The sequence below is a fragment of the Paraburkholderia sp. BL18I3N2 genome (assembly GCF_003001875.1).
Classification (GTDB): domain Bacteria; phylum Pseudomonadota; class Gammaproteobacteria; order Burkholderiales; family Burkholderiaceae; genus Paraburkholderia; species Paraburkholderia phytofirmans.
Genome location: NZ_PVNC01000005.1, coordinates 169,394 through 194,071, shown reverse-complemented (window position 1 = coordinate 194,071; position 24,678 = coordinate 169,394). Strand labels below are relative to the sequence as shown.

At 62.9% G+C, this 24,678-nt stretch carries 20 protein-coding genes; 12 read left to right on the top strand and 8 right to left on the bottom strand.

Annotation, left to right across the window (positions count from 1 at the left end; all coding sequences use genetic code 11):
* Position 1: 1 nt before the first annotated feature.
* From B0G75_RS16375 to B0G75_RS16365, 3 genes are all read left to right on the top strand, one after another.
* Complete coding sequence (locus B0G75_RS16375) at positions 2 to 1,483, top strand: glucose-6-phosphate isomerase (protein WP_106307332.1); 1,482 nt, start codon at positions 2 to 4, stop codon at positions 1,481 to 1,483.
* The gene (locus B0G75_RS16370) at positions 1,480 to 2,709 is read left to right on the top strand and encodes a glycosyltransferase family 4 protein (RefSeq protein WP_106307329.1); all 1,230 of its coding nucleotides are present in this window, start codon (positions 1,480 to 1,482) and stop codon (positions 2,707 to 2,709) included. The genes B0G75_RS16375 and B0G75_RS16370 overlap by 4 nt, the downstream gene beginning before the upstream one ends.
* Before the next feature lie 79 nt (positions 2,710 to 2,788).
* The gene (locus B0G75_RS16365) at positions 2,789 to 3,955 is read left to right on the top strand and encodes a glycosyltransferase family 4 protein (protein WP_012432972.1); all 1,167 of its coding nucleotides are present in this window, start codon (positions 2,789 to 2,791) and stop codon (positions 3,953 to 3,955) included.
* A gap of 149 nt (positions 3,956 to 4,104) precedes the next feature.
* Here B0G75_RS16365 and gmd read toward each other — a convergent pair whose 3' ends face one another.
* The 3 genes from gmd to B0G75_RS16350 are packed head-to-tail and all read right to left on the bottom strand — an operon-like array spanning position 4,105 to position 7,030.
* Positions 4,105 to 5,148, bottom strand: coding sequence for a GDP-mannose 4,6-dehydratase (gmd, locus tag B0G75_RS16360; protein WP_106307326.1), 1,044 nt, complete (start codon positions 5,146 to 5,148; stop codon positions 4,105 to 4,107).
* Positions 5,149 to 5,189: 41 nt separating this feature from the next.
* Positions 5,190 to 5,918, bottom strand: a complete 729-nt coding sequence (locus B0G75_RS16355) for an SGNH/GDSL hydrolase family protein (RefSeq protein WP_106308026.1) — start codon at positions 5,916 to 5,918, stop codon at positions 5,190 to 5,192.
* Between the two features lie 5 nt (positions 5,919 to 5,923).
* A complete protein-coding gene (locus B0G75_RS16350; protein WP_106307323.1) occupies positions 5,924 to 7,030 on the bottom strand; it encodes an acyltransferase in 1,107 nt (368 codons plus the stop codon).
* A 677-nt stretch (positions 7,031 to 7,707) separates the two neighbouring features.
* Here B0G75_RS16350 and B0G75_RS16345 point away from each other — a divergent pair.
* From B0G75_RS16345 to B0G75_RS16335, 3 genes are all read left to right on the top strand, one after another.
* The gene (locus B0G75_RS16345; protein ID WP_106307320.1) at positions 7,708 to 9,909 is read left to right on the top strand and encodes a hypothetical protein; all 2,202 of its coding nucleotides are present in this window, start codon (positions 7,708 to 7,710) and stop codon (positions 9,907 to 9,909) included.
* A gap of 73 nt (positions 9,910 to 9,982) precedes the next feature.
* Positions 9,983 to 11,449 carry a flippase gene (locus B0G75_RS16340; protein WP_106307317.1) on the top strand — a complete coding sequence of 489 codons (1,467 nt, stop codon included), beginning with the start codon at positions 9,983 to 9,985 and terminating at the stop codon, positions 11,447 to 11,449.
* Complete coding sequence (locus B0G75_RS16335) at positions 11,446 to 13,902, top strand: glycosyltransferase family 4 protein (RefSeq protein ID WP_106307314.1); 2,457 nt, start codon at positions 11,446 to 11,448, stop codon at positions 13,900 to 13,902. The genes B0G75_RS16340 and B0G75_RS16335 overlap by 4 nt, the downstream gene beginning before the upstream one ends.
* Before the next feature lie 115 nt (positions 13,903 to 14,017).
* Here B0G75_RS16335 and B0G75_RS16330 read toward each other — a convergent pair whose 3' ends face one another.
* Complete coding sequence (locus B0G75_RS16330; RefSeq protein ID WP_106307311.1) at positions 14,018 to 15,229, bottom strand: acyltransferase; 1,212 nt, start codon at positions 15,227 to 15,229, stop codon at positions 14,018 to 14,020.
* A 252-nt stretch (positions 15,230 to 15,481) separates the two neighbouring features.
* Between B0G75_RS16330 and B0G75_RS40700 the strand changes: the two genes are divergently transcribed.
* From B0G75_RS40700 to B0G75_RS16310, 5 genes are all read left to right on the top strand, one after another.
* Positions 15,482 to 15,625 (top strand): hypothetical protein, encoded by a 144-nt coding sequence (locus tag B0G75_RS40700; protein WP_166679105.1) that lies wholly within the window; start codon positions 15,482 to 15,484, stop codon positions 15,623 to 15,625.
* Between the two features lie 308 nt (positions 15,626 to 15,933).
* A complete protein-coding gene (gene galU / locus B0G75_RS16325) occupies positions 15,934 to 16,851 on the top strand; it encodes a UTP--glucose-1-phosphate uridylyltransferase GalU (protein ID WP_106308023.1) in 918 nt (305 codons plus the stop codon).
* A gap of 361 nt (positions 16,852 to 17,212) precedes the next feature.
* A complete protein-coding gene (locus B0G75_RS16320) occupies positions 17,213 to 17,794 on the top strand; it encodes a PAAR domain-containing protein (RefSeq protein WP_106307308.1) in 582 nt (193 codons plus the stop codon).
* Positions 17,795 to 17,796: 2 nt separating this feature from the next.
* Complete coding sequence (locus B0G75_RS16315; protein ID WP_106307305.1) at positions 17,797 to 18,594, top strand: hypothetical protein; 798 nt, start codon at positions 17,797 to 17,799, stop codon at positions 18,592 to 18,594.
* Between the two features lie 5 nt (positions 18,595 to 18,599).
* Positions 18,600 to 18,824: a hypothetical protein gene (locus B0G75_RS16310; RefSeq protein WP_106307302.1), complete on the top strand. Its 225-nt coding sequence runs from the start codon at positions 18,600 to 18,602 to the stop codon at positions 18,822 to 18,824.
* 155 nt (positions 18,825 to 18,979) lie between these two features.
* On the opposite strand, the gene B0G75_RS16305 is transcribed toward B0G75_RS16310, so the two are convergent.
* Complete coding sequence (locus B0G75_RS16305) at positions 18,980 to 21,154, bottom strand: malate synthase G (RefSeq protein WP_106307299.1); 2,175 nt, start codon at positions 21,152 to 21,154, stop codon at positions 18,980 to 18,982.
* Between the two features lie 121 nt (positions 21,155 to 21,275).
* Positions 21,276 to 21,680: a heme-binding protein gene (locus tag B0G75_RS16300; RefSeq protein ID WP_106307296.1), complete on the bottom strand. Its 405-nt coding sequence runs from the start codon at positions 21,678 to 21,680 to the stop codon at positions 21,276 to 21,278.
* A 403-nt stretch (positions 21,681 to 22,083) separates the two neighbouring features.
* On the opposite strand from B0G75_RS16300, the gene B0G75_RS16295 reads away from it, so the two are divergent.
* Entirely contained in the window at positions 22,084 to 22,959 is an 876-nt protein-coding gene (locus tag B0G75_RS16295) for an MOSC domain-containing protein (protein ID WP_106307293.1), read from the top strand.
* Positions 22,960 to 23,054: 95 nt separating this feature from the next.
* Here B0G75_RS16295 and B0G75_RS16290 read toward each other — a convergent pair whose 3' ends face one another.
* A complete protein-coding gene (locus B0G75_RS16290; protein ID WP_106307290.1) occupies positions 23,055 to 23,435 on the bottom strand; it encodes a response regulator transcription factor in 381 nt (126 codons plus the stop codon).
* Between the two features lie 396 nt (positions 23,436 to 23,831).
* Positions 23,832 to 24,647: a uroporphyrinogen-III C-methyltransferase gene (cobA, locus tag B0G75_RS16285; RefSeq protein ID WP_106307287.1), complete on the bottom strand. Its 816-nt coding sequence runs from the start codon at positions 24,645 to 24,647 to the stop codon at positions 23,832 to 23,834.
* Positions 24,648 to 24,678: the final 31 nt, after the last annotated feature.

Here is a 24,678-nt window from a genome sequence, read left to right as displayed (position 1 = left end):
GATGTCGACGCTTACGCGAAGCGCCGCTAGCGCGAACGGCACCGGACGGGCACCGTCCAGCAGCCGCAAGGAATGGCTGCCGGAGGCTTTGCTGTGGTTCGTCACGACGCTGCTGATCGGCGCGCATCAGGGCACGGTGCTCACGCTCGCGTTTCCGGTGCTCGCGATCCTGACGGGCCTGTGGCTCTACTTCAAGAGTCCGGCGCGCTACATCGGCTTCATGTGGTGGCTGTGGTTCCTGAGCCCGGAAGTGCGGCGTCTGGCCGACTGGTCCAAGGGCTCGTTCACGCCGACCAGCCTGATCCAGGTCGCGCCGCTCGCGGTGACGATGATCAGCGCGCTGTCGCTGCTGCGCTACTACAAACTGCTCGCGCAGCGGCGCGGCCTGCCGGTGCTGCTGGTCCTGCTCGGGCTCATCTATGCGTTCCTCGTCGGCGTGATGTCGAGCGGGCCGCTCGCGGCCACCTACGACCTCGCGAACTGGCTGTATCCGATTCTGATCGGCTTTCACATCATGGCGCACACGCGCCAGTATCCGAAGTACCGCGACACCATCGTCAATACGTTCATCTGGGGCATGCTGGTGATGGGCGGCTACGGTCTGGTGCAGTTCTTCATCATGCCGCAATGGGACGCGCTGTGGATGCTCGGCTCGCAGATGAATTCGCAAGGCGACCCCGTGCCGATGGGCGTGCGCGTGTTCAGCACGATGAACTCGTCGGGACCGTTCGCGTTCGCGATGATGGGCGCGATGGTGTTCGTCATGGCGGCCACGCACCGGGTGCGCTGGGTCGCCGCGGCGCTCGGCTTCTTCGCGTTTGCGCTGAGCCTCGTGCGTTCGACGTGGGGCGGCTGGGTCATCGCGCTTTTGATTCAGCTCGTCAAATCGAACAACAAGGTGCGGGTGCGCATTGTCGCCAGCGCGGTGCTGTTGGCGGGACTGTGCGTGCCGCTGCTGGCGGTCGGTCCGGTGGCCGAGCGGATGCAGGCGCGCCTGACCACCATCGTCAACCTGAACGACGACCAGAGCTATGCCGCGCGTAACGAGTTCTACGCGACCTTCGCCAAAACGGCCTTTACCGATGTCTCCGGCGAAGGCATGGGCGCCACCGGCACCTCCACCAAGCTCTCGAACGACGGCGGCCAGCTCGGCCAGTACGGCAACTTCGATAGCGGCGTGATGAACATTCCATTCGTGCTCGGCTGGCCCGGCACGCTGCTCTACATGTCCGGGATCATCTGGCTGGTGACGCGCGCGGTGCTCGCGTCGTTCAAGCTGCGCAACGACAAGTTCGTGTCCGCCTGCATGAGCCTGAGTCTCGCGACCTTCGCGATGCTGGTGTTCACGAATTCGCTGGTCGGCACGGGCGGGCTGCTGCTTTTCATGAGTGTTTTTTCGATTCTTTCCGCGGTGCATTACGAAAAGATCAACCGCGCACGTATGTCAAATCACACGCTATCTTTCCACGGAGGCACTGATTGAGAGTCGCCATTGTCACGCACGTCGTGCGCCATAACGACGGCCAGGGGCGCGTCAACCACGAGATCGCGCGCGCGGCTCTCGACGAGAACATCGGCGTCACGCTGATTGCCTCGCACGTCGCGCCGGATCTGCTCGCGCATCCGAACGTCCGCTGGGCGCCGATCAAAATCGGCCGCTGGTGGCCGACCAATCTGCTGCGCCAGCAGGTGTTCGCGTTCAAGAGCGCGCTGTGGCTGCGCGCGCATCGCCGCGAATACGACGTGCTGCACGTGAACGGCTTCATCACGTGGATGCCCGCCGACGTCAACACCTCGCACTTCGTGCATAGCGGCTGGTTCGGCAGCAAGTACTACCCGTTCGGTCTTACCAAGGGCGTGTGGTCCGCGTATCAATCCGTCTATACGCGCTGCAATGCGCTGCTCGAACGCTGGGCTTACCGGCGCTCGAAGGTGATCACGGCGGTGTCGCAAAAGGTCGCCGACGAAATCCGCGCGATCGGCCTCACGCCCGATAACCGTGTCGACGTGATCTACAACGGTGTGGATACGCAAGGCTTCGCCGCGGCCACCGGCGACCGCGAGAAATTCGGCTTACCGAAAGACGCGTTTTTGCTGCTGTTCGTCGGCGATCTGCGCACGCCGCGCAAGAACCTCGGCACCGTGCTGGCCGCGCTCAAACATCTGCCCGAGCACGTGCAGATCGCGGTGGCCGGCTTTCTGCCGGGCAGCCCGTATCCGGAAGAAGCGAAGGCGCTCGGTATTGCGCATCGCGTGCATTTTCTCGGTCTCGTGAAAGAGATGCCGGTGCTGATGCATTCGGTCGACGCCTTCGTGTTTCCGTCGCGCTATGAAGCGATGAGCCTGTCGCTGCTCGAAGCGATGGCAGCGGGCTTGCCGGTGGTCACGGCGCGCACCGCTGGCGGCGCTGAAATCATCACGCCGGAGTGCGGCATCGTGCTCGACGATCCGGACGATCCCAAGGCGCTGGCCAGCGCGGTCGCGAGGCTTGCTGACAACCACGTGGCGCGCCGCGCGATGGGCGTCGCCGCCAATGAACTCGCGACCGGCTTCGGCTGGGCGCGCATGGCCGAGCAATACATCGCGCTGTATCGGCAACTCGCAGGACAGCAGAAAGATCGCCGACGCAGCGAGGCGGAAGCGGCAGCGGTCGCCAAGACCGACGCTCTGACGCTGAACACGCTGGCCGGCCAGAAAAGCGCGGAATGACGTTGCGGGTTTCACTCACTCGCCCGATGCATTCATCGCTCAACTATCACAACTCTCAGAACGCACAGGGGTCACAACCATGACGACGAGCTCTATCAAATCGCTGCAGATCGGGATGCACTGGTTCCCCGAGCGCGCGGGCGGCCTCGACCGCATGTACTACTCGCTGGTCGGCGCGCTGCCGGGCGCGGGCGTCGCGGTGCGCGGCGTGGTGGCCGGCTCGCCCAAAGTGGCGGCCGACACCGGCGGCGCCATCAACGGCTTCGGCTCCGCCGCGCAATCGCTGCCGCTGCGGCTGATGGCGGCGCGCCGCGCGCTGCGTCAGGAAATCAGCACGTCGCGTCCCGACGTGATTTCCTCGCACTTCGCGCTCTATACCTTTCCGGGTCTCGACGTGACGCGCGGCATTCCGCAGGTTTCACACTTTCAGGGGCCGTGGGCCGACGAGAGTCATGTAGAAGGCGCCGATTCGCTCGGCCAGCGCGCCAAGCGCTATCTCGAGCAATCGGTCTATGCGCGCTCGTCGCGGCTGATCGTGTTGTCGGAAGCGTTCGGCAAGATTCTCACCTCGCGCTATCGCATTGCGCCGGACCGCGTGCGCGTGGTGCCGGGTTGCGTCGATGTCGAGCAATTCAATTTGCCGATCACGCCCGCCGAGGCGCGTCTGAAGCTGCAATTGCCGCAAGACCGGCCGATCGTGCTGGCGGTGCGGCGTCTGGTGCGCCGTATGGGTCTTGAGGATCTGATCGACGCGGTGAAGCTGCTCAAGCGCACGGCGCCGGATGTGCTGCTGCTGATCGCGGGCAAAGGGCGGCTCGAAGGCGAGTTGCAGGCGCGCATCACCGAGGCGGGTTTGGAGGACAACGTGAAGTTGCTGGGTTTCGTGCCCGATCAGCATCTGGCGGCGCTGTATCGCGCAGCGAATATCAGCGTCGTGCCGACGGTGGCGCTTGAGGGCTTCGGCCTGATCACGGTCGAATCGCTGGCTTCCGGTACGCCGGTGCTCGTGACGCCGGTGGGTGGCTTGCCGGAAGCGGTGGCGGGTTTGTCGCCGAATCTGGTGCTGCCGGAAACGGGCGCGAAGGCCATCGCGGACGGACTCGCAGGCGCGCTCAACGGCACGCTGAAATTACCGGATGCCGAAGCATGCCGCCGTTATGCGCGTGAGAACTTCGATAACTCGGTGATCGCGAAGCGGGTGGCGTCGGTGTATGGAGAGGCGATTGCGGCGGGTGGGGTGCACTAACGTTAAGGCAAGACGCACGACAAAAACGCGGGCCCGATATAAAGATCGGGCCCGCGTTTTTTTGTGCTGAGAACCAGAGCGCGGCGCTGAAAATCAGGAGCGCGGTTTAACGCGCGGCCGTTTCGGTGGCCGCACGCGCTCATCGCGAATCAAAACGTCTCGTGATGCTCGTTGCGCCCCAGATCCGCATGAACCATCATGTGGCACAACTGCTCCAGCGTGGTTTCCGGTTTCCAGCCGAGTTTTTCATGAGCCTTGTCCGCGCAGCCGATCAGCAGGTCCACTTCGGCCGGGCGATAGAACTTCGGATTCACGCGCACCAGCGTCTTGCCGGTGGCGACATCGATACCTGACTCGCGCTCTTCCTTACCCGACCATTCGAGTTGATAGCCCGCCGCCGCAAACGCCATGCGCACGAAATCGCGGACCGTTTCAGTGCGGCCGGTGGCGAGCACGAAGGTGTCCGGTTCGTCGGCTTGCAGCATGCGCCACATACCTTCCACGTATTCGAGCGCGAAGCCCCAGTCGCGCTTGGCGCTCAGGTTGCCGAGTTCGAGCACGTCCTGCTTGCCGAGCTTGATCTTGGCGACGGTGTCGGTGATCTTGCGGGTAACGAATTCGCGGCCACGCAGCGGCGATTCGTGATTGAACAGAATCCCGCTGCTCGCAAACAGGCCATATGACTCGCGATAGTTGATGGTCGACCAATGCGCGAACAGTTTGGCGACGCCATACGGGCTGCGCGGATAGAAGGGCGTGTCCTCGCGTTGCGGGACGGCCTGCACGAGGCCGAACATTTCCGACGTCGACGCCTGGTAGTAACGCGTCTTCGGATTCAGAATACGGATGCCTTCGAGCAGATTCAGCGCGCCAATGCCAGTCACTTCGGCGGTGGTCACCGGCTGGTCGAACGAAACGCCCACGAAGCTTTGCGCGGCGAGGTTATACAACTCGTCGGCCTGCGCGCCTTCGAGCAGGCGCAGCGTCGAACCGAGGTCGGTCAGATCGTGTTCGACCAGACGCAGATTCGGATGATCGAGCACGCCGAGCTCACGCATGCGCCAGAAATTGACGGAGCTCGTGCGCCGGTAAGTGCCGGTCACGATATAGCCCTTGTCGAGCAGCAGTTTGGTCAGATAGGCGCCGTCCTGTCCGGATACGCCGGTGATGATCGCTTTGCGTGGTTGGCTCATAGCTTGCCTTCGTGATTGTTAAAAGAGAGAGAAAAAGCGCTTCAGGGCGTGCCTTCCAACAGCCGCCGCACCAACGGTTCGACGACCTGAAAATCCTGTTCGGCCTTAAGCTGGTACAGACCCGGCTTGGGATGCGCACCGTCGGACATCAGCGTCTTCCAGTCCGGCAAATTGCTGATGTACGCGAACTGATCGACGAGCGGCACCTGCTGCTCGGCGGCCACGCGGCGCGTCATCGCGACCATCGTCGCGAGCCGCGCGTTGAGGCGGTTGTCGGGCATCGGGTTCGCGGTCTGCAGAACCGGCTGCTTGCCGAGTGCGCGGGCGGTTTTCACGAGCGTCGTTTCGGCCGTGTAGAACTGCTCGGGCGTCTGGTTCTGCATTACTTCGTTAATGCCGTAATTGATCAGCACGATCTGCGCGGACGAAGCGGCGAGCCGTTCCTGCCACGGCAAACCCGCCGTCGGCCCGGCGCGGCGATTGCCCGTGCCGTCGCGCAGTTGCGTCGCCATCGTGTTGCCCACGCCGTAGTTCGTCACGCGCACCCGTTCGCCGTGGCGCGCCTGCAATTCGTCCTGCAGATACGCCACCGCGTTTTGCGCCTGCGGGCCGCAATGACCTTCGCTGCAGGTAATGCCGAGCGTCGTCGAATCGCCGTAGGCCTCGATCAGCACTTGTGTTCGCGGGCCCGGCGCCGCGCCGAACGCGGCGGATGCGAGCAGCGATGCAGCGGCGCATACGCTTGCGGCAAGCCATGCGCGGCGCTTCATGCGCTTCATGCGCGGCTTTGCGGCGCTTGCGGCGCCGTGCTGACGCCGCCGCCGTTGGCGGCCTGCGTCGGCGCATGCGCCGGTGCCTTGCCCGCCGAGCCGAAAATCAGGCGCTTCTCGAACGCAAACCACGTGATGCTGGCGTAGACGAGCGTGATCGCGAGCGCGAGCGCGGCGGTGACGAAACGGTTCAGATGCAGCGGCCACAGCGCATACAGCACGCTCAGGTGAATCAGATAAATCGTGTAGCTGATGGTGCCGATATAGACCAGCACGGGATTGCACAACAGCCGTTTGACGATGCCCTTGCTCTGCAGGGCGATGACCACGACTGAAGTACAAAGCACCAGCGAAACGCTGTAGAGCCCGGCGTTCGACAGCGGCGTATTGGCCGCGCGAAAGCGCGGAAAGTGCAGATGCAGCCACGCGAGGATGGCCAGCGCCGCAATCAATCCCAGCACGGCGACGCCTTTGTAAGGCTCGAGCGCATTGCGGTCACGCCGCACGGCAACCGCCAGCAGCGCGCCGGCCGCGAGCAGGTCCATGCGGAACGGCGTGAGGTAATAGATCGGCCAGAAGGAATCGAACCAGGGCGTGGCCACCGCGCGCAGCACGGGCACCAGCAGGATCAAGGCGGCCGCCACGTAGCCGAGCACGCGCTCGGGCACGAGCAGGATCACGAACGGCCAGACAATGTAGAACTGCTCTTCGACGGCGAGCGACCACAGGACATTCAGGCTGTCGTGACCGCTCTGATTGAGCGCGTCGCCGATATTGGTCGCGAAGAACGCGTACCACTGCCAGTGCTCTGCCCAGCCGAGACCGAACAGAATCGATGACACCACCATCAGCAGCACGTAGGGCGGCAGGATGCGGCGCGCCCGGCGTGTATAGAAGTAGCCGAAATACGACTGCTGACGCGCCTTGCGTTCGAGCAGGATGCCGGTGATCAGAAAACCGCTCAAAACAAAAAACAGATCGACGCCCATCCATAGCGGCGCTTTCAACGCGTGCTGCGCGAACACGGCGAGTACGGCGATGGCGCGCAAGCCGTCGAGCTGCACGATGCGGCGGGAGTGGGAAGGCGCTAAGGGCAGTGCGCTGGCAGTCATGAACCGTCCATGGTGTGAAGCAGATGGGCCGGGCGAAGGATCGCGCGAGGGTTTCGTGGAGCAGGCGCGCTCGCTTCGCATCGCAACGGAAGTGCAATCGATTCTAGGGAAAATAAATTCGTGAAAAAACGGGAATGAATTGGATAAATGAATCAGATTGCAACAGGGTGTTTCGTTATCCATTCACAATGGATTTTTATGCTTGTGTCGAACGCATGACGGGATATGTAATAAGTGCGGATTGCTTTGCTGGGCATCGGTAAGGATGGATGCTGACAGGTCTGCGGACAACGCCGCCATAGCCGATTTCGTTTTAATCGATTTTTAATTGGTTTCTTTCACGACGCTTAAAGCGTCGAATATTTTTGAATTATTTTCGATTTTCGTCGCGGCGTTTTTTCCGCGTAATGTGAGCCGTGCGGATTGGGTGGCCAAGGACGGCGCGTGGGCCTCACGCCCTGATTGCCGTCAAGGCGCGCGGACCTGCGGGGTTTGCCGAGGTTCGCTTGTCGGGACGCGCTGCCCAAGTCCTGTTCCCGCACGAATCTGTCCTATGTCCTTGCACGGCTTCTAGCGGTCTGCATCACGAGATCGACCGCGTTCGTAGCGTCATTCATTGAGTTGTGTTTCCGCGCGAGCCTCATTGCCCGCGCGCGGCGCTGACTGGAGGAAATACCTTGCCCCGTTTCACGTTCAAAAGCTGGCTCGCTGTTTTTGCGTGCGCCGCCGGACTGGCTGCGGGAGCGGCCAGTTTCACGGCCCATGCGGAAACCGCGTTGAACGCGAAAACATCGTGGATCGGCAATACCTTCGGTTTCGGCGACGGCAGCTGGGCGCAGATCAACATCACCGCGATCGCGGTGGCGCCCGATGGCAAGGTCTATACGAACGCGCCGTGGGACGAAAGCGGCGCTGAGGCGAGCGTCTATCAGAACGGCAAGATGCTCGGCTTCGCGGGCGGCACCCATGGCTGGGGCAATGGTGGCGGCAACGCGGTCGCTTTGAATCGCAAATACGTGTTCGTTGCGATCGCGGTCGGCAATGAAAAAGGACGCCTGGTCGAGCAGGGCGTGTGGCCGGAGAAGGGCAAGCAGTGGTACGGCATTTCGCGCCGGCAGATTGCCGATCCGAAGCGCGCCGCGCCCTTCCAGCCCGCCGCGAAGAGTGCCGACCCGCACGCGCAGCTGGCGGCCGGCTTCCTGATGATGAACGAAGTTCCGACCGGCACGAGCGCCGAGATCGGTGGGCTCGCTGCGAACGACACCACGCTGTACGCGGCGAACACGGCGCGCGATCGCATCGAGGTGTACGACGCCGAATCGATGCAGCAAAAAACCACTTGGAGCGTGCACGAGCCGGGCCGACTCGCGCTGGCGCCGGACGGCACGCTGTGGGTGTTGAGCGGCACGCGCAACGATCGTGAGCCGCACGTGGAGCACTACACGTCTACCGGCAAACGCATCGACGAAAACTTTACGCTGCCTGGCGGAACGATCGCGGTGGATATCGCGGTCGATGCGCAAGGCCGCATCCTGATTGCCGATAACGGTCCACGTCAGCAGGTGCTGTATTTCAGCAAGAACAACGGCCGTTATGGCGAGTCGGGCGCGCTCGGCGAGCGCGGCGGCATTTTCAGCGGCGTCGCCGGTAAGCCGGGCCCGCAGCGGTTCAACGGACTCACTGGCGTGGGCGTGGATGCGCGCGGCAACGTGTACGTGTCGACCAACGGCATCGGTCCGCGTTACGACCCGATCGGTGCGGGCCTCGGGGCCACGCTCGAAAGCTACGCGCCGGATGGCAAGCAGAACTGGCAGGTGCAGGGGCTGTTGTTCGTCGATGGCGCGTGGATCGATCCGTCGCGCCCGGACAGCGTCTATACCGGCAACAAGCGCTTCGAACTCGATCTGTCGAAGCCTGCGGGACAGGACTGGAAATACGCAGGTTTCCTCTCTAACCGTTTCAAGTACCCGGACGATCCGGTGTTCCACACCGATCAGTATCCCGGCCTGCCGATCGCCCGCAAACTGAAGGGCCGCACTTTCCTGTACCTCACGGACATGTACGCGGACCATCTGAAGATCTATCGCTTCGATGCGCAGCACGACGGCGAAACAGCGATTCCTTCCGGCTTCATCGCGGGGCGCGAGCGCGCGGTGGCCAAGGTGCCGAATGCACCGCCGGGCGGCGACTGGATCTGGCGCGATACGAACGGCGACGGCAAGTTCAACATCGACGAATTCGCGCTCAACACGAGCGGCACGAAGCTCGCGGGCGGCTGGGGCTGGTGGGTCGACACCGCCGGCGACATCTGGCGCACGCGCGACACCAAGGGCATCTATCGCTTCCGTTTCGGCGGGCTGGATGCGAAGGGCAATCCGCTCTACTCGTATTCGAACATGACGCAGTACCCGGTGCCGCAACCGTTCACGGAGCTGCATCGCGCGATCTATGACCCGGACACCGACACGATGTACGTGAGCGGCTACACGCCCGACACACCGGTCGATCGCGGCTTCTGGAAAGAAGTGGGCCGCGTGCTGGTGCGCTACGACAAATGGTCGAGCGGCAATCCCGTGCAGCGCTATGCGATCACGCTGCCGTGGCAGACGCAGAGCAAACCCATCGCCACGATCATCGGCCTGACGGTCGAAGGGCAATACATTTTCGGCGTCGAGCCGGTCGGCGCGGTGCACGTGTGGGACAAGGACAGCGGCAAGGAGGTCGGCGTGATCCGGCCGGGCCCGGAAGTGGGCCGCGCGTCGGGCTGGGTCGATGTGCCGAACGGCATCAGCGCCGCCAAACGGGCCAACGGCGAGTACCTCGTGTTCGTCGAGGAAGACGCGCGCGGCAAAGTGATGATGTACCGCTGGAAGCCGTGATGAACGAGGCATGAGCGCTTCAGCGCATGACAAGGCGACCCGCAGGCAAACGTAGTCAAACCCAAGGCATCCGATGGACAAAGGCATTCTCAAGAACGTAGCGATCAATTTCTTCGGGCTGGTGCTGCCGACTTTCGTCTCGCTCGTGACCGTGCCGTCGTATATCAAGCTGCTCGGCGTCGAGCGCTACGGCGTGATCAGCCTCGTGTGGACGCTGATCGGCTACTTCGGCATTCTCGATCTCGGCATGAGCATGGCCGCGCAGAATCACATCTCGAAGGCACGCGCGTCCGGCGACAAGGAAGAGAGCGCGCGCGTGTTCTGGAGCGCGACGTGGCTCAATCTCGCGACCGGCGTGATCGGCGGATTGATCATTTATTTCGGCGCGTTTCTCTACACCGCGTATTTCACCAAGGTGTCGCCCGAGCTGCAGCACGAGGTGTATATGGCGTTGCCGTGGCTCGCGGTGGCGATTCCGATCGCCAACGTCTCGTGGGTGTTCGCGGGCGCGATCAACGGCGCGGAACGCTTTGGCGTCTACAACACCAATCAGACCATCGGCACGTTTCTGTTCCAGTTGCTGCCGCTCGGCGCCGCGCTGTGGATGGGCGCGACCTTGCAGAACGTGCTGGCCGCAGCCGTGTTCGCGCGGATTCTGGCCGCGTTGCTGCTGGGCCGCTCGGCGCTGAAAGTGCTGGAAATCCGCCGCATTCTGCCGCCGCAATTCGGCGTGGCCAAGGGGCTGTTCAATTTCGGCGGCTGGATGCTGATTGCGAGCGTCACCACCATGATCGCCGAATCGCTCGACCGCGTGATGCTCGGCACGAGCCTCGGCGCGCGCTTCGTCACGTATTACACGGTGCCGCAGAACCTTGTCACGCGATTGAACATCGTGCCGACGGCGCTGGTGCGCACATTGTTTCCGCGCCTCTCCGCAGTGGGACGCGCCGACGCCGACACCATCACGCAGCAGTCGCTCGAATTTCTCAACGGCGTGTTCACGCCGGTCGCGCTGGTCGCGATGCTGGTGCTCGAACCGTTTTTGCATCTGTGGGTGGGCAATGAGATCGCCACCGTGGCCGCGCCGGTGGGCCGCATCATGATCGTCGCCGTGTGGCTGGTCGGCCAGGCGAACGTCACGCGGATTCTGATCCAGTCGCAGGTCAATCCCGCCACGGCCGCGCGCGTCGGTTTGTTCGAATTGCCCTTGTTTGCAGGGGCATTGTGGTTCGGCATCACGCGCTTCGGCCTGACCGGCGCGGCAGTGGCCGTGGCCGGCCGCGCGCTGTTCGACTACGCGGTGCTGCTGCGACTGTCCGCGATCCGTGCGAAGCAGATCGCGCTCGACATGCTCGCTCACCTTGCTTTCCTGCTGGCCAGCCTGTGGCTCGCCAGCTTCCTGCCGAGTCTCGCAATGGCGATTGTTGCCGGCGTATTGATGGTAGGCGCGAATGTCGCCTGGTCGATCACGATGACACCCGCCTTGCGCGATCTTGCGCGTTCACTGCTGTTGCGACTGAATCCGAGGAAAAGCGCATGAACCACGAAGTCCTTGAAGAAGCCGTGCTGCAACCCGCGACGCGCAGCGCACTGGCCGAACTCACCACCGTTCCCGGCGTGCAGGCGCCGCCGCGCCGCGCCGCGCTGCGCGCCGACAAGACAGTGCGCGTCGCGATCGTGCACGACTGGCTCGTCACCTACGCGGGCGCGGAGAAGGTGCTCGAACAGATCGTCGCGTGCTTTCCGGACGCGGACCTGTTCAGCCTCGTCGATTTTCTCGACGACCGCAGCTTCCTGCGCGGCAAGTCCGTCACCACGTCGTTTATCCAGAAGCTGCCGCTCGCGCGCACCAAGTACCGTTCGTATCTGCCGCTGATGCCGCTCGCGATCGAACAGCTCGACGTGTCCGCGTACGACGTGGTGATTTCGAGCAGCCACGCGGTCGCTAAGGGCATTCTGACCGGCCCCGACCAGGTGCATATCAGCTACGTGCATTCGCCGATTCGCTACGCGTGGGACTTGCAGCATCAATACCTCAAGCAGTCGAAGCTGACCAACGGCCCGAAATCGGCCATGGCGCGGCTGATTCTGCATTACATGCGCAACTGGGACATCCGCACTTCGAATGCGGTGGATGGCTTCGTCGCCAATTCCGAGTTCATCGCGCGGCGCATCAAGAAGGTCTATCAGCGCGATGCGCAGGTGATCTTCCCGCCGGTCGACGTCGAAGCCTTCGCACTGTGCGCCGACAAGGACGATTTTTATCTGACCGCGTCGCGCATGGTGCCGTACAAGAAGATCGATCTGATCGTCGAAGCATTCGCGCGCATGCCGGAGCGCAAGCTCGTCGTGATCGGCGATGGTCCCGACATGCAGAAGATCCGCGCGAAAGCGGGGCCGAACGTCGAGATCATGGGTTATCAGCCGTTCAAGGTGCTCAAGGAAAAGATGAGCCGCGCCAAAGCCTTCGTGTTCGCCGCGGAAGAGGACTTCGGTATTTCGGTCGTCGAAGCGCAGGCCTGCGGCACGCCGGTGATCGCCTACGGCAAGGGCGGCGCGCTCGAAACCGTGCGCGATCTGTCCGAGCCGCGGCCCACAGGCATGTTCTTCGACGACCAGAACGCCGAGTCGATCATCGCCGCGGTGGAGCGTTTCGACGGCCACGTGAAGCGTTTTTCGCCGCAGGATTGCCGCGCGAACGCCGAGCAGTTCTCCGCCGCGCATTTCCGCGAGCGCTTCTTCGCGCACGTGCGGGCGGCGGTGCCGGCGCTGCGCACGGCGACGCTGCCGCCGTACGTGCCGTATAAAGCGCCAACCGTCGCCAGCGGTCCGCGCATTCTGGCTGTCGATCAAAGCGGCGTGCTCGGCGGCGCCGAACTGTCGCTGCTGGAAATCGTCAAGGCGTTGCGCTCGCGCATCGAGGTCGTGCTGTTCGACGACGGGCCGTTCCGCAGCGCGCTCGCCAAAGCGGGCGTGGCCGTCGACGTGCTGGATGCAGGCGCGCTGCGCCATGTTCGCAAGCAGGGCGGATCGATGCCGAAGGGCCAGGCGCTCAAGGGTTTGGTATCGCTCGTGCGCGCCACGGCCAAACGCGCGCGCAACGCGGACGTGATCTACGCGAATACCCAGCGCGCCATGGTGATCGGCGCGCTCGCGGGCAAGCTGGCGCGGCGCCCGGTGGTCTGGCATCTGCGCGATATCGTGAGCCCCGAGCATTTCGGCGGCAAGCAACTGGCGATCATCAAATGGTGCGCGCGTCTCGGCCTCACGCATGTGATCGCCAATTCGGCCGCGTCGGCGCGCGCGTTCGCGGAGCTCACGCGGTTCGACGAAAAGCGCATCGACGTGGTGTTCAACGGTATTTCCGCCGCGCCGTTCGACGCCTTGCGCACCGTGCCGCAAGCAACGCTGCGCAAGCGCCTCGGCTTGCCGGAAGACGCCTTTCTGGTCGGCTCGTTCAGCCGCCTCGCGCGTTGGAAAGGGCAGCATGTGCTGCTCGAAGCGATGGTGCTCAATCCACAGATGCATGCGGTGCTGGTGGGCGCGCCGCTCTTCGGCGAGGACCAGTACGAGATCGAACTGCACGCGTTCGTCGCCGCGCACAACCTCGGCGGGCGGGTGCATTTTCTCGGCTTCCAGCACGACATCGCGGCCTGCATGTGCGCGGTCGACGCGGTCGTCCATACGTCGATCACGCCGGAGCCGTTCGGCCGCGTGATCGTGGAAGGCATGCTGGCGCAGCGGCCGGTGGTGGCGGCGCGCGCGGGCGGCGTGCTGGAAATCATCGACGACTACGAGAACGGCGTGCTGTGCACGCCCGCAGACGCGCACGGCCTCGCCGACGCGCTCGCCGAATTGCGCTCGAACGACGAACTGCGCAACCGGCTGGTCAGGAACGGGTATCAGACGGCGCTGAGCCGGTTCGGCACCGCCACCTATGTCGAGGGTGTCGAGCGGATTCTGAAGCGCGTGACGGGGCCGAAAACGGCCTAGGAAGGTTCTACGCGGGGTAGGCAGGGACTCGGCCGGTTCCTGCCGTTGGCGCAGCGGAGCGAAAGTCTCACGACCTTCGCTCCGTTTTTTTATCGCGCGTTTTTGCTGCGTGAGTTCAAGCCTTTTTCAAAGCCGCTTTCGGCTTGAAACTGGCCGACCACCTCATCGCCGGCAACTCGACCAGCCGGTAGAACACATACGCCGCCGGCACGGCTACCAGCATGTAGCCGAACGACGGCCAGATCGACATTTGCAGGGATGAGCGGAACACCAGCGACGACAGCAGCACGAAGATCGGCAGATGGATCAGATAGAGCGAGAAGCTGAAATCGCCAAAGCGCGACAGCAGACGCGTGCCGAGGGCCGGGCCGCGCTCCGGGTTGCCGCGCTCCAGCGCCTTGTACAGGTAGAACGCAAAGCCGACCGCCCAGAGCTGGAACGCACCGTACTGGCCGAAATGAAACGCGGCGCAGCCGAGCGCGACGAAGCCCGCGGCGAGCGCGTAAAGCCACATCGACGAGCGGGCCTGCGGCGCGCGATGGGCACGGGCGTCGGCGATCCACGCGCCGAGCGTCCACGAAAACCAGTACGACGTGAAGAACTGAATGTCGTGGCGCTCGAGCACGTAGGCGGACACTACGTTGACGAGCGCGACGATCGCCAGCACGGAGGTCATGCCGATACGCCGGCGCAGCGCGAACAGCAGCGGATAGATTGCGTAGAACTGCACTTCGAGCGAGAGCGTCCAGAGCGCGCCGTTCGATCCGAACGTCTTGCCGGCCACGCCTTGCAGCGAAAACAGATTGACGAGGAAAGCCTGCAGGCCGATCTCGCGGATCTTGTGATTGACGGGCGGCAGTTGCAGGCTGAACCAGTCGAGCGCGAAGGTCAGCACGAGCGCCGCGAGCAGCACGGGATAAATGCGCGCAAAGCGGCGCACCCAGAAATTGCCCGTATCGAGCCGGTAAGCGGGATTGCCGGCCAAGCGCAGCGCGCCGCCGCGGTGAATGCAATAACCGCTGATCACGAAGAAAATCGGCACGCCGGCTGAGCCCCATGCAATCGGGAACGTCAGATACGCGGCGATCGCGTTCAGACTGAATGCATGGCCCACGCTCTGGTGAAACGCCTGCATGCCCACCCATTCCACCTGGCGGCAATGAAAATACGCCACCAGCAGCGCGGCGAAGCCCCGCATGGCGTCGATGACGTGCTCCTTGCCCGCGCTGTCGGCGCGCGCTTCGCTCTGGGCGCGTGGCGCGGCGGCTGTGCGAGGCGGGGAGAGGGGCAGGGATGAGCCGGCGGCATCCAGTGCTGAGTCGCTCATACGCGGTCCTTATTCTGACGGAGGGGGAAATGCAGATTGGCAGATTCGCGCGGGCGCCGTACGCGCCCGCGATGCCTGACATGCTAGTGCACGACGCGGGTAAAAAATCGATAAAAAATTGCGTGTTGAATTGAATTAAATGGCGATTTTGTGACTAATTGTAATTAAGCATAAGCAGATGCAGCCACGAATTATTTACCGCTTTTGTCGTGCTAATTTAAGCCACGGATTCTCTTGACCCGAGGTGAAGTCATGAACCTGCACTTACTCGCCGGCATTGCCGTGCTGCTGATCCTTGTCGCCGCCTCCGCCTACCGGGAGGCGCTGCGCAATGAGCCCATTCGTCGTTTTCGCATGACCCCCGGCAAGCTGCCGCAGCTCGACGAGAACGAATAACGCGGGCTGGAAGGGACGCCAGGCCCGCCCGCCGCCAAATCCGTCGGCAGGCTTGGCGCATCTGAAGGCCAGTTGTCAGGATCTGTAAAATTTTCGGAATTGCCGGAAAATAATTCGATTTCATTGCGTAATTGTTGCCCGCTGTTTATCACGATGCGGCATATCGAAAGAGAATAGATTTATTTATTCGGATTGAGGAAATTTCACGTACGTACTGGCGTCATTTTTTTGCTAGTCTTTCCGGCGACATCGATTGGCCGCCAGGCCCGCGAACACACTAATTTCTAACCGATGTGGGAATGCCTACCATGCTGAAAGTCACCAAAGCCGTGTTTCCCGTAGCGGGCCTCGGGACACGATTCCTGCCGGCTACCAAGGCAAGTCCTAAGGAGATGCTGCCGATCGTCGATAAACCGCTGATTCAATACGCGGTGGAAGAAGCGATTGCCGCCGGCATCACGGAGATGATCTTCGTAACGGGGCGCAGCAAGCGCGCCATTGAAGATCACTTCGACAAGTCCTATGAGATCGAAGCCGAACTCGAAGCGCGTAACAAACAGAAGCTGCTCGATCTGGTGCGCAGCATCAAGCCGGCCAACGTCGACTGTTTCTATGTGCGTCAGGCCGAAGCGCTCGGTCTCGGTCACGCGGTGCTGTGCGCCGAGAAACTGGTGGGCGAGAGCCCGTTCGCCGTGATTCTGGCCGACGACCTGCTGCACAGCTCGAAGCCGGTGATGAGCCAGCTCGTCGACACCTTCAATCACTATCACAGCTCGGTGATCGGCGTCGAAACCATCGCGCGCGAAGACAGCCGGTCGTACGGCGTCGTGGACGGCCGCGAATGGGAAGACAACGTGATCAAGCTGTCGGGCATCGTCGAGAAGCCGGCGCCGGACAAGGCGCCGTCGAATCTCGGCGTGGTGGGCCGCTATGTGCTGATGCCGACCATCTTCAAGCATATCCGCGCATTGAAGCCGGGCGCGGGTGGCGAGCTGCAATTGACCGACGCGGTGCAATCGCTGCTGACTGAAGAACAGGTGCTCGCGTATCGCTATTTCGGCACGCGTTTCGACTGCGGCAGCAAGCTTGGTTATCTGAAGGCGACGGTGGAATTCGCGCTGCGCCATCCGGAAGTGAAGGCGGAATTTGAAGCGTATTTGCAGGCTTACATGCAGGGCAATATGCAGGATGGCGTGCCGGCGCAGTTTGCGGCGGAAGCGGCTTGAGCTGCATCGAAAGCCACTGCGGTTAGCGCTGACGGCTTGATGCGGGCCGCGCTCGCTTCAAGATTGCGCACGCCGTGAAACTTACCACGCAGAAGCAACGTGCGGTTGTCACGCACATTAAACGGGCGCCGCGTATTACGCGGCGCCCCGTCTTTTTTCAGCCGCCCCACGCTTTGCGCGTACTCTGGCGACTGCGTCCGCAAGCCTCCTTCTTCACTCAGTCGAAAGTGAGGCGATACCCGTTCCGGGTAGCCGCTCTGCTGCTGTCAGCGGATCTTGACAAAACTTGACACGGTTTTCCTTGTTGGGTCCTTGAGGCTCGTGCTACCAATTCGTTTGTTGAGTAGCAGGACATCACAGGATGAAACGTCTTTATCTAAAAGTGGGTGACAAATCGTCAGCGGGTGGAACGGTGATCGAAGGCGTTCCGTTGGCGACTCACCACGGCACAGCGTTGACCTTCGTGGGTGCCCAGGTCATCTGCCCAGCGTGCCGGATTACCGGCCATATTGGTCAGAAAGGCCCGCGGTGGCCTGGGCGCATAATGGGCAAAGATCCGGCCTTGGAAGGCGACATCTGCGTGTGCAGATGTCATCCACCCCCTGTGATGATCGCTTCTCAGGACACAATGTCACAGAGCTTTGACAGTCACGCACTGGCGAGCATGGGTGATGGATTGGCGAACGATGCTCTAGCCGAAGTAGCGCCCGGAGCCCATTGGATTCGGTTTGCCGTCAAGGATTCCGGGAGTTGTGAGGGCCTGCGCTGCCGTGCCTACTTTGCCGACGATTCAGTTGCAGACAGCGTCTTCGACTCACATAACACGGCGCATTTCGACCGCCCTAATGCCTCGCCATGCCATAGGGTTGATGTCGTGCTGGGCAATGCGCAGGAAAGCGCTCGTTCAGTCATGGGCGACCTTCTGATGGCGATGGTGGAATAAGCATGTCCGATGCAACCACAACCAGGAACACTGTTGCCAGCGGGTCGTTCGACACCCGGAAAACTCATGAGGTTCAGACAGCAATCCTCGAAGCAGCCATCGCGGACTACGAGGCCATCGGAACCACTTTCGCCGCCAACGCCATTACCGACGACATGGTGCGCAAGCAATATGTGAAGCACATCAAGGAAATATCGGACGATGTCAGGCAGGAAGTTGCCTATGGCAACATGACGGTCAAGGACGGGGCTGAGTACTGCAGCCAGTTGCGCGACAGGCTCTTCGTTGAATACCGGAAATACACGTCGGCTGTTGGTGTTGCCCGTGCGGAAAAACTCAAGCTCGAAGCTCGCGGTTTCGACTACTACCTTAACAGGTACGCGCAAGTTCAGTTCAGCAAGAACTTTGATATGCTGACTATCGAAGAACGGCACACTGTCTACTATACCGTGCTCAAGAAGGCGGGCGGGGCCAACGCCGATGTCACCGCCAAGGTGCGTCGGTTGGAGGTCAGCGCTAGGGTTGCCATCATCTTTACTGCGGTTATTGCCACGGGTGAAGTGGTTGCGGCGACAGATAAAGTCAAAGAGGTCGCCAGGCAGGGAAGTATCATCGCGGGCGGCATGATTGGAGGAGGTCTGGCGGGGTTTGCGGTTTCTTTCGTATGCGGGCCGGCTGAACCTGCATGCGCCGTCGCACTCGTATGCATGGGTAGTAACCTGGGCGGCCTGGCCGGCCAGACGACCAACGACATGTATCAGGAAGAACTGCCTGCCTTCATGCATTGGATGAACGACTGACCGACATGCCAACGCCGTTATTCGTGACTTTGCTCGTGCTCTTCGTCGGCTCGGCGGGGCTTATCGTTATCAATCTCACCGGGGACCCCGGCGTTGACTATTGGGACCTGGATGGGGAGAAAAAATCCTCTCCGTCCAAACTCGATGTCCTACGAAATCGCATCGTGTTCTACAGCTCAGGTGCCGTGCTCGTTGGCACATTCATCGTTTATCTGATGCTGCGCCACTAAGCCGCAAACAATGACCGTCGGAACCCGATCGTAGCCCCGGTATTGCACCGGGACAGATCCCGCGTAACGACAACAAAAAACGGGCGTCGTAAACCACGGCGCCCGTCTTTCTTTCAGCCGGCCCGCGCATCACACACGGCCCGGCAAACCCGCCGTCAAACTTCCTTCTTCGCCTCCAGCCGGAACTTGTGCAGCAACGGTTCCGTGTAGCCGCTCGGCTGCTGGCGTCCTTCGAACACCAGCGCCTGCGCGGCCTTGAAAGCGATCGTATCGAAGCCCGGCGCCATAGGCTTGTAGAGCGGGTCGCCCGCGTTCTGCTCGTCGACCACCTTCGCCATGCGCTTGAACGTCTCCTCGACGAGCTCGCGCTTCACCACGCCGTGATACAGCCAGTTGGCAATGTGCTGGCTGGAAATGCGCAGCGTGGCACGGTCTTCCATCAGGCCGACGTCATGAATGTCCGGCACCTTCGAGCAACCCACGCCCTGATCGATCCAGCGCACTACGTAGCCGAGAATGCCCTGCGCGTTGTTGTCGATCTCGCTGCGAATCTCGTCGTCGCTCCACTTCGCCTCGGCGACGACCGGAATCGTCAGCAGGCCGTCGAGCAGTTCGTCGCGCACCTGCGCGTAATCCGTGCGCTCCAGTTCCCGCTGAACCGCTTGCACGTCGATCTGGTGGTAATGCAACGCATGCAGCGTGGCGGCGGTCGGCGAGGGCACCCATGCGGTGTTCGCCCCGGCTTTCGGATGCGCGATCTTCTGTTCGAGCATGGCGTGCATCAGATCGGGCATCGCCCACATGCCCTTGCCGATCTGCGAGCGGCCGCGCAGGCCCGCGCTCAAACCGGCCAGCACGTTGCTGCGCTCGTAAGCGGCGATCCAGGCGCTCGACTTCATGTCGCCCTTGCGCATCATCGGACCGGCTTCCATGGCCGAGTGCATTTCGTCGCCGGTGCGGTCGAGGAAACCCGTGTTGATGAACGCGACACGCTCCGACGCTTCGGCGATACAGGCGAGCAGGTTCACGCTGGTGCGGCGCTCCTCGTCCATGATGCCCATCTTGATCGTGTTGCGCGGCAGCTTCAGCAGGTCTTCGACGCGCGCGAACAGCTCGCTGGCGAAGGCGACTTCGGCCGGGCCGTGCATCTTCGGCTTGACGATGTAGATCGAGCCCGTGCGCGAATTCAGATGGTGCTTGCGGTCGTGCAACGCGCACAGCGTGGTGATGACGGCGTCGAGAATGCCTTCCGGAATCTCGTGGCCGTCTTTCGTCAGCACCGCCGGGTTGGTCATCAAATGACCGACGTTGCGGATGAACAGCAGCGAGCGGCCATGCAGCACCACCGGCGCCGTGCCGTTCGCGGCGGTGTACACGCGGTCGGCGTTCAGCCGGCGCGTGAAGGTCTTGCCGTTCTTCGTGACCTCTTCGGTCAGGTCGCCGGTCATCAGGCCGAGCCAGTTGCGGTAGAGCAGGACCTTGTCGTCCGCATCCACGGCCGCGACCGAGTCTTCACAGTCGATGATCGTGCTTACCGCCGCTTCGACCACCACGTCCTTCACGTGCGCGGAATCGGTCCTGCCGATGGAGTCGCTCGCGTCGATCTGGATTTCGAAGTGCAGGCCGTTGTGCTTGAGCAGCACGGCGGACGGCGCGCTTTCCTCGCCCTGATAGCCGATGAACTGCGCCGGCGTCTTCAGCTCGCTCGTGCCGTTCTTGAGCGTGACGACCAGCTTGCCGGCTTCGACGCTATAGCGTGTGGCGTCGGCATGCGAGCCGTTCGCGAGCGGCGCGGCCTGGTCGAGGAACTTGCGGGCATAGGCGATCACCGCGGCGCCGCGCACCGGATTGAAGGCTTTCTGCTTTTCGGCGCCGCCGGTTTCGGGAATCGCGTCGGTGCCGTACAGCGCGTCGTACAGGCTGCCCCAGCGCGCGTTCGCCGCGTTCAGCGCATAGCGCTGATTCGACAGCGGCACCACGAGTTGCGGGCCGGCCTGTTCGGCGATTTCGGTGTCCACGTTGTCGGTCGTGGCCTTGACGCTCGCAGGCACCGGCACGATATAGCCGATGCCTTCGAGAAACGCACGGTACGCTCGCAGATCGCGCACCGGGCCCGGATTGGCGCGATGCCAGTTGTCCAGCTCGGTTTGCAGGCGGTCGCGCTCGGCGAGCAGCGCACGGTTCCTGGGCGCCAGCTCGTGCACGAGGGCGTCGAAACCCGACCAGAATGCGGCGCTGTCGATTCCGGTGCCGGGCAGGGCTTCGGTTTCGACGAACTGGTCGAGGTTGGCGGCGACTTGCAGTCCGCCGCGCGTGTTCATCTGAGTCATCGACTGCTCCATCTATCTGAATGGGGCCGATGAGGGGGCATCGGCCCGCGTTGTGCAACGGTGGATTCTTTGCTTCAGGGCCGCCGTTCTGGTCGGCTCGTGAACGGAACGGCTCGCAAACTCAAGCGGCGATAGCCGCGATACCTGCCTTGGCGATCTGCGCGTCCTGGTCCGACTTGACGCCCGACACGCCGACCGCGCCGATCACCTGGCCTTCGACGATCACCGGCACGCCGCCTTCCAGCGTGCCTTGCAGCGGCGCGCTCAGGAAAGCGGTGCGGCCGTTGTTGATCATGTCTTCGTATACCTTGGTTTCACGGCGGCCAATCGCCGAAGTGCGGGCCTTTTCGGTCGCGATGTACGAACTGGCGGGCGCGCTGCCGTCCAGACGCAGCATGCCGAGCTGATGGCCGCCATCGTCCACCACCACGATGGCGACGGCCCACTGGTGTTTCTCGGCTTCGGCGCGGGCGGCTTCGAGGATGCGGGTCGTTTCGGCGACGGTCAACACGGGTTTGCTCAGCATAGTGAATTTCCTGGTTCGTTTAGAGTAAGGATCGACTCCGACCACGTCGCCACTCGCGCCTGGCACGATGGCTGTCGGCCTCGATGGCTGGCCGCCACGCGCGGGTATGACACCGTGCACGCCTGCGGCGGCCGCGTTGATGTTCGGTGACGGCGCGGGTGGCACGCAGCCTTCCAGTATCCGCATTGTGCGCGGATGCCGCGGCGCCGGCCTTGTCCTTGCCCAAGCGCTTTGCTTGGGGATTTTACGTCCAAGCGCGGCCGGAAGAAACGGCGGCATCGACAGGTCCGGTATTCGGCGGTTCATTTGGCCGATATTCCGTCTGGAACGAAGAGAGGCTCGGGCTTTACAATCAGGCATCAAACACAAGAATTCGCACGCTCCCCACGTGCACACCCACCCCATGCCGACCATCAGCGAACTATTCGTCTATCCGATCAAATCCTGCGCGGGCATTGCGCTCAACGAGGCGCGGCTGCTTGCCACGGGCCTCGAATACGACCGCTGCTGGATGGTCACCGACCCGGCCGGCGCCATGCTCACGCAGCGCGCGTATCCGCGCATGGCGCTGATCAAGGTCGAACTCGGCGCCGGGGATCTCGTGATCCGCGCGCCCGGCATGAGCGAGTTGCGCACGCCGCTGCAAAGCGCGCGGCTCGCGGCGCCGCCCGCGGTAGAGACCAGGGTCTGGCGCGACATGGCCTACGGGCTCGACACCGGCGACGCATGCGCCGCGTGGTTCTCGACGTTTCTCGGCGTGCCCGCGCGGCTCTTGCGCTTTAATCCTGAACGCGAGCGCATTGTCGATCCGGACTACACGCAGAGCGTGGGCGGCGCGACCACCCATTTCGCCGATGGTTTTCCGCTGCTGGTGATCGGCCAGGCGTCGCTCGACGATCTGAACACGCGCCTGAACGGCAAGGGCGCGCCGTCGGTTCCGATCGACCGGTTCCGTCCCAACGTGGTGCTGACGGGGCTCGACGCGTATGAGGAGGACTATGTGGAGACGCTGAGCGTCGACGGAGAAGCGGGCGGGGGCGCGCAACTGCAACTGGTCAAGCCGTGCACGCGCTGTCCGATGCCGACCATCGACCAGTCGAAAGGCGCGCCCGATCCGGACTGGCCGAACGAGCCGAGCGACACGATGAGCGTCTATCGGGCGAATCCGCAGCGAAACGGAGCGATCACGTTCGGCAACAACGCGTTGGTCGCGAGCGGCGCCGGGACGTGGCTGCGCGTGGGGCAGACTGTGGAAGCGGAACTGGGCTTCGGCGATTGACGGCGATGATGGGGTAAAGCGCGGTTAAACACCAGTCAAAGCTTCAGGCGCGGGAGTTGCGCGCGAACCCAGGACACCTCGGTGGACAACACCGGCTAATGCCGGACGCGCGCGGTCAACGCCGCCAGAATCACCGGCATCGGCACCGGCTTGACGAAATGATGGTCGAAGCCCGAGCGCAGCGATTTGCTTACTTCCTCGGCGCGTTCGAGCCCGGTGACCGCGACCAGCGTCGGCGGCGGAATATCGCCCACGTAGCGGATTCGTCGCGCCACCGCGCGCCCGTCCAGACGCGGCATCTCGACGTCCAGCAACGCGGCCTGCGGATGCCACGCGCAGTATTGAGCCAGCGCATCGAGGCCGTTGCGCGCGGTCCGGATCTCGAAACCATGCGCGCTGAAGTAGAGAACGTAGGCGGCCAGCAGATTGGCGTCGTCGTCGGCGATCAGAAGGCGTGCGGCTGGGTGATGGGCCATCTGACTTCCCTCAGGTTGTGGTCCTGATAGATACGTGAGCAATTTGAAGTCCCGGCGGCAGGTCTCGGTCTGCACACCACGCTGTGTTTCGAGTCGCGCGCCGCGCGGGCTTCGATCGTCACCAACCATTTCCACACGCACCCGGTTAATTACGGCCGGCACACGGGGCAAATCTACAAGCTGGCAGTTGTATTTCCGTACCGATCATTCTTCCCGACGGCAGCTATTTCGGTAATCTCTGCGCGATCGACCCGAATCCGGCCGAGGTCTCGAATCCACGCACTTTGTGCATGTTCGGAGTATTCGCCGGGCTGATCGCGCTCCAGCCGTGCTTCGTCGCGAGTCTGCCTACGGGCGTTTCAGCTTGAGCAGCCTGAAAAGCGCGCAGACGGCTCATCACGCGGCCTGCGCGATTGCCTCGCGCGCCTTCGGCATGTCGGTTTGCATTGTGGCCACTTCGTCGCGCCGCCCGTTAACACCTGCCCACACGCGCTCGACGCTCTCGCCGACCGCGCTGCCCACCAGAATCACTGCCGGGCTGCCGAAGCCCGCGCTCGTCGCATCCGCAGCGAGCCGGTCAAGGCGGCTCAGCAAACGCCGTTCGTTGCTGCCACCGGCCCATTGCACGACGGCGGCGGGCGTATCGGCCGGCAAACTCGCCAGCAGCGCTGCCGCGATGCTATCGATCCGCCGCATCCCCATATAGATCGCCAGCGTGGTGCGCGTCGCGGCCAACGCAGCCCAGTCCGGCTCGCCGTGATCCTCCGTATGTGCGGTGACAAAACTCACGCCATGGCAATGGCGGCGATGCGTGAGGGAAATGCCGAGTCCCGCGGCAGCCGCGAACCCGGACGAGATGCCGTTGATGATTTCCACCGGAATGCCGGCGGCGCGCAAGACCGCGAGCTCTTCGCCGGCGCGCCCGAACAATAGGGCTTCGCCGCCTTTCACCCGCACCACGTGCAAGCCCTTGAGCGCATAGAGCCGCATCAGCCGTTCGATAAAAGCTTGCGGCGTCGAGCGGCAGCCGCCGCGTTTGCCGACGCGAATCACCCGTGCTTGCGGCGCCAGCGTCACGATCTCGGGGTTTGCCAGGTCGTCGAGCAGCACGACATCGGCGGCGGCCAGCGCTTTCGCGGCCTTGAGCGTAAGCAGATCGAGGTCGCCGGGGCCGGCGCTCAATAAGGTGACCTTGCCGGTGTTTGTGTTCATCGCGGTATCTATCACGGTGTCCTTCGCTTCT

Coding starts and splice junctions, on each gene's coding strand:
- B0G75_RS16375 (WP_106307332.1), top strand. CDS start 2: ATGTCGACGCTTACGCGAAGCGCCGCTAGCGCGAACGGCACCGGACGG.
- B0G75_RS16365 (WP_012432972.1), top strand. CDS start 2,789: ATGACGACGAGCTCTATCAAATCGCTGCAGATCGGGATGCACTGGTTC.
- gmd (WP_106307326.1), bottom strand. CDS start 5,148: ATGAGCCAACCACGCAAAGCGATCATCACCGGCGTATCCGGACAGGAC.
- B0G75_RS16355 (WP_106308026.1), bottom strand. CDS start 5,918: ATGAAGCGCCGCGCATGGCTTGCCGCAAGCGTATGCGCCGCTGCATCG.
- B0G75_RS16350 (WP_106307323.1), bottom strand. CDS start 7,030: ATGACTGCCAGCGCACTGCCCTTAGCGCCTTCCCACTCCCGCCGCATC.
- B0G75_RS16340 (WP_106307317.1), top strand. CDS start 9,983: ATGGACAAAGGCATTCTCAAGAACGTAGCGATCAATTTCTTCGGGCTG.
- B0G75_RS16335 (WP_106307314.1), top strand. CDS start 11,446: ATGAACCACGAAGTCCTTGAAGAAGCCGTGCTGCAACCCGCGACGCGC.
- B0G75_RS16330 (WP_106307311.1), bottom strand. CDS start 15,229: ATGAGCGACTCAGCACTGGATGCCGCCGGCTCATCCCTGCCCCTCTCC.
- B0G75_RS40700 (WP_166679105.1), top strand. CDS start 15,482: ATGAACCTGCACTTACTCGCCGGCATTGCCGTGCTGCTGATCCTTGTC.
- galU (WP_106308023.1), top strand. CDS start 15,934: ATGCTGAAAGTCACCAAAGCCGTGTTTCCCGTAGCGGGCCTCGGGACA.
- B0G75_RS16320 (WP_106307308.1), top strand. CDS start 17,213: ATGAAACGTCTTTATCTAAAAGTGGGTGACAAATCGTCAGCGGGTGGA.
- B0G75_RS16315 (WP_106307305.1), top strand. CDS start 17,797: ATGTCCGATGCAACCACAACCAGGAACACTGTTGCCAGCGGGTCGTTC.
- B0G75_RS16310 (WP_106307302.1), top strand. CDS start 18,600: ATGCCAACGCCGTTATTCGTGACTTTGCTCGTGCTCTTCGTCGGCTCG.
- B0G75_RS16305 (WP_106307299.1), bottom strand. CDS start 21,154: ATGACTCAGATGAACACGCGCGGCGGACTGCAAGTCGCCGCCAACCTC.
- B0G75_RS16300 (WP_106307296.1), bottom strand. CDS start 21,680: ATGCTGAGCAAACCCGTGTTGACCGTCGCCGAAACGACCCGCATCCTC.
- B0G75_RS16295 (WP_106307293.1), top strand. CDS start 22,084: ATGCCGACCATCAGCGAACTATTCGTCTATCCGATCAAATCCTGCGCG.
- B0G75_RS16290 (WP_106307290.1), bottom strand. CDS start 23,435: ATGGCCCATCACCCAGCCGCACGCCTTCTGATCGCCGACGACGACGCC.
- cobA (WP_106307287.1), bottom strand. CDS start 24,647: ATGAACACAAACACCGGCAAGGTCACCTTATTGAGCGCCGGCCCCGGC.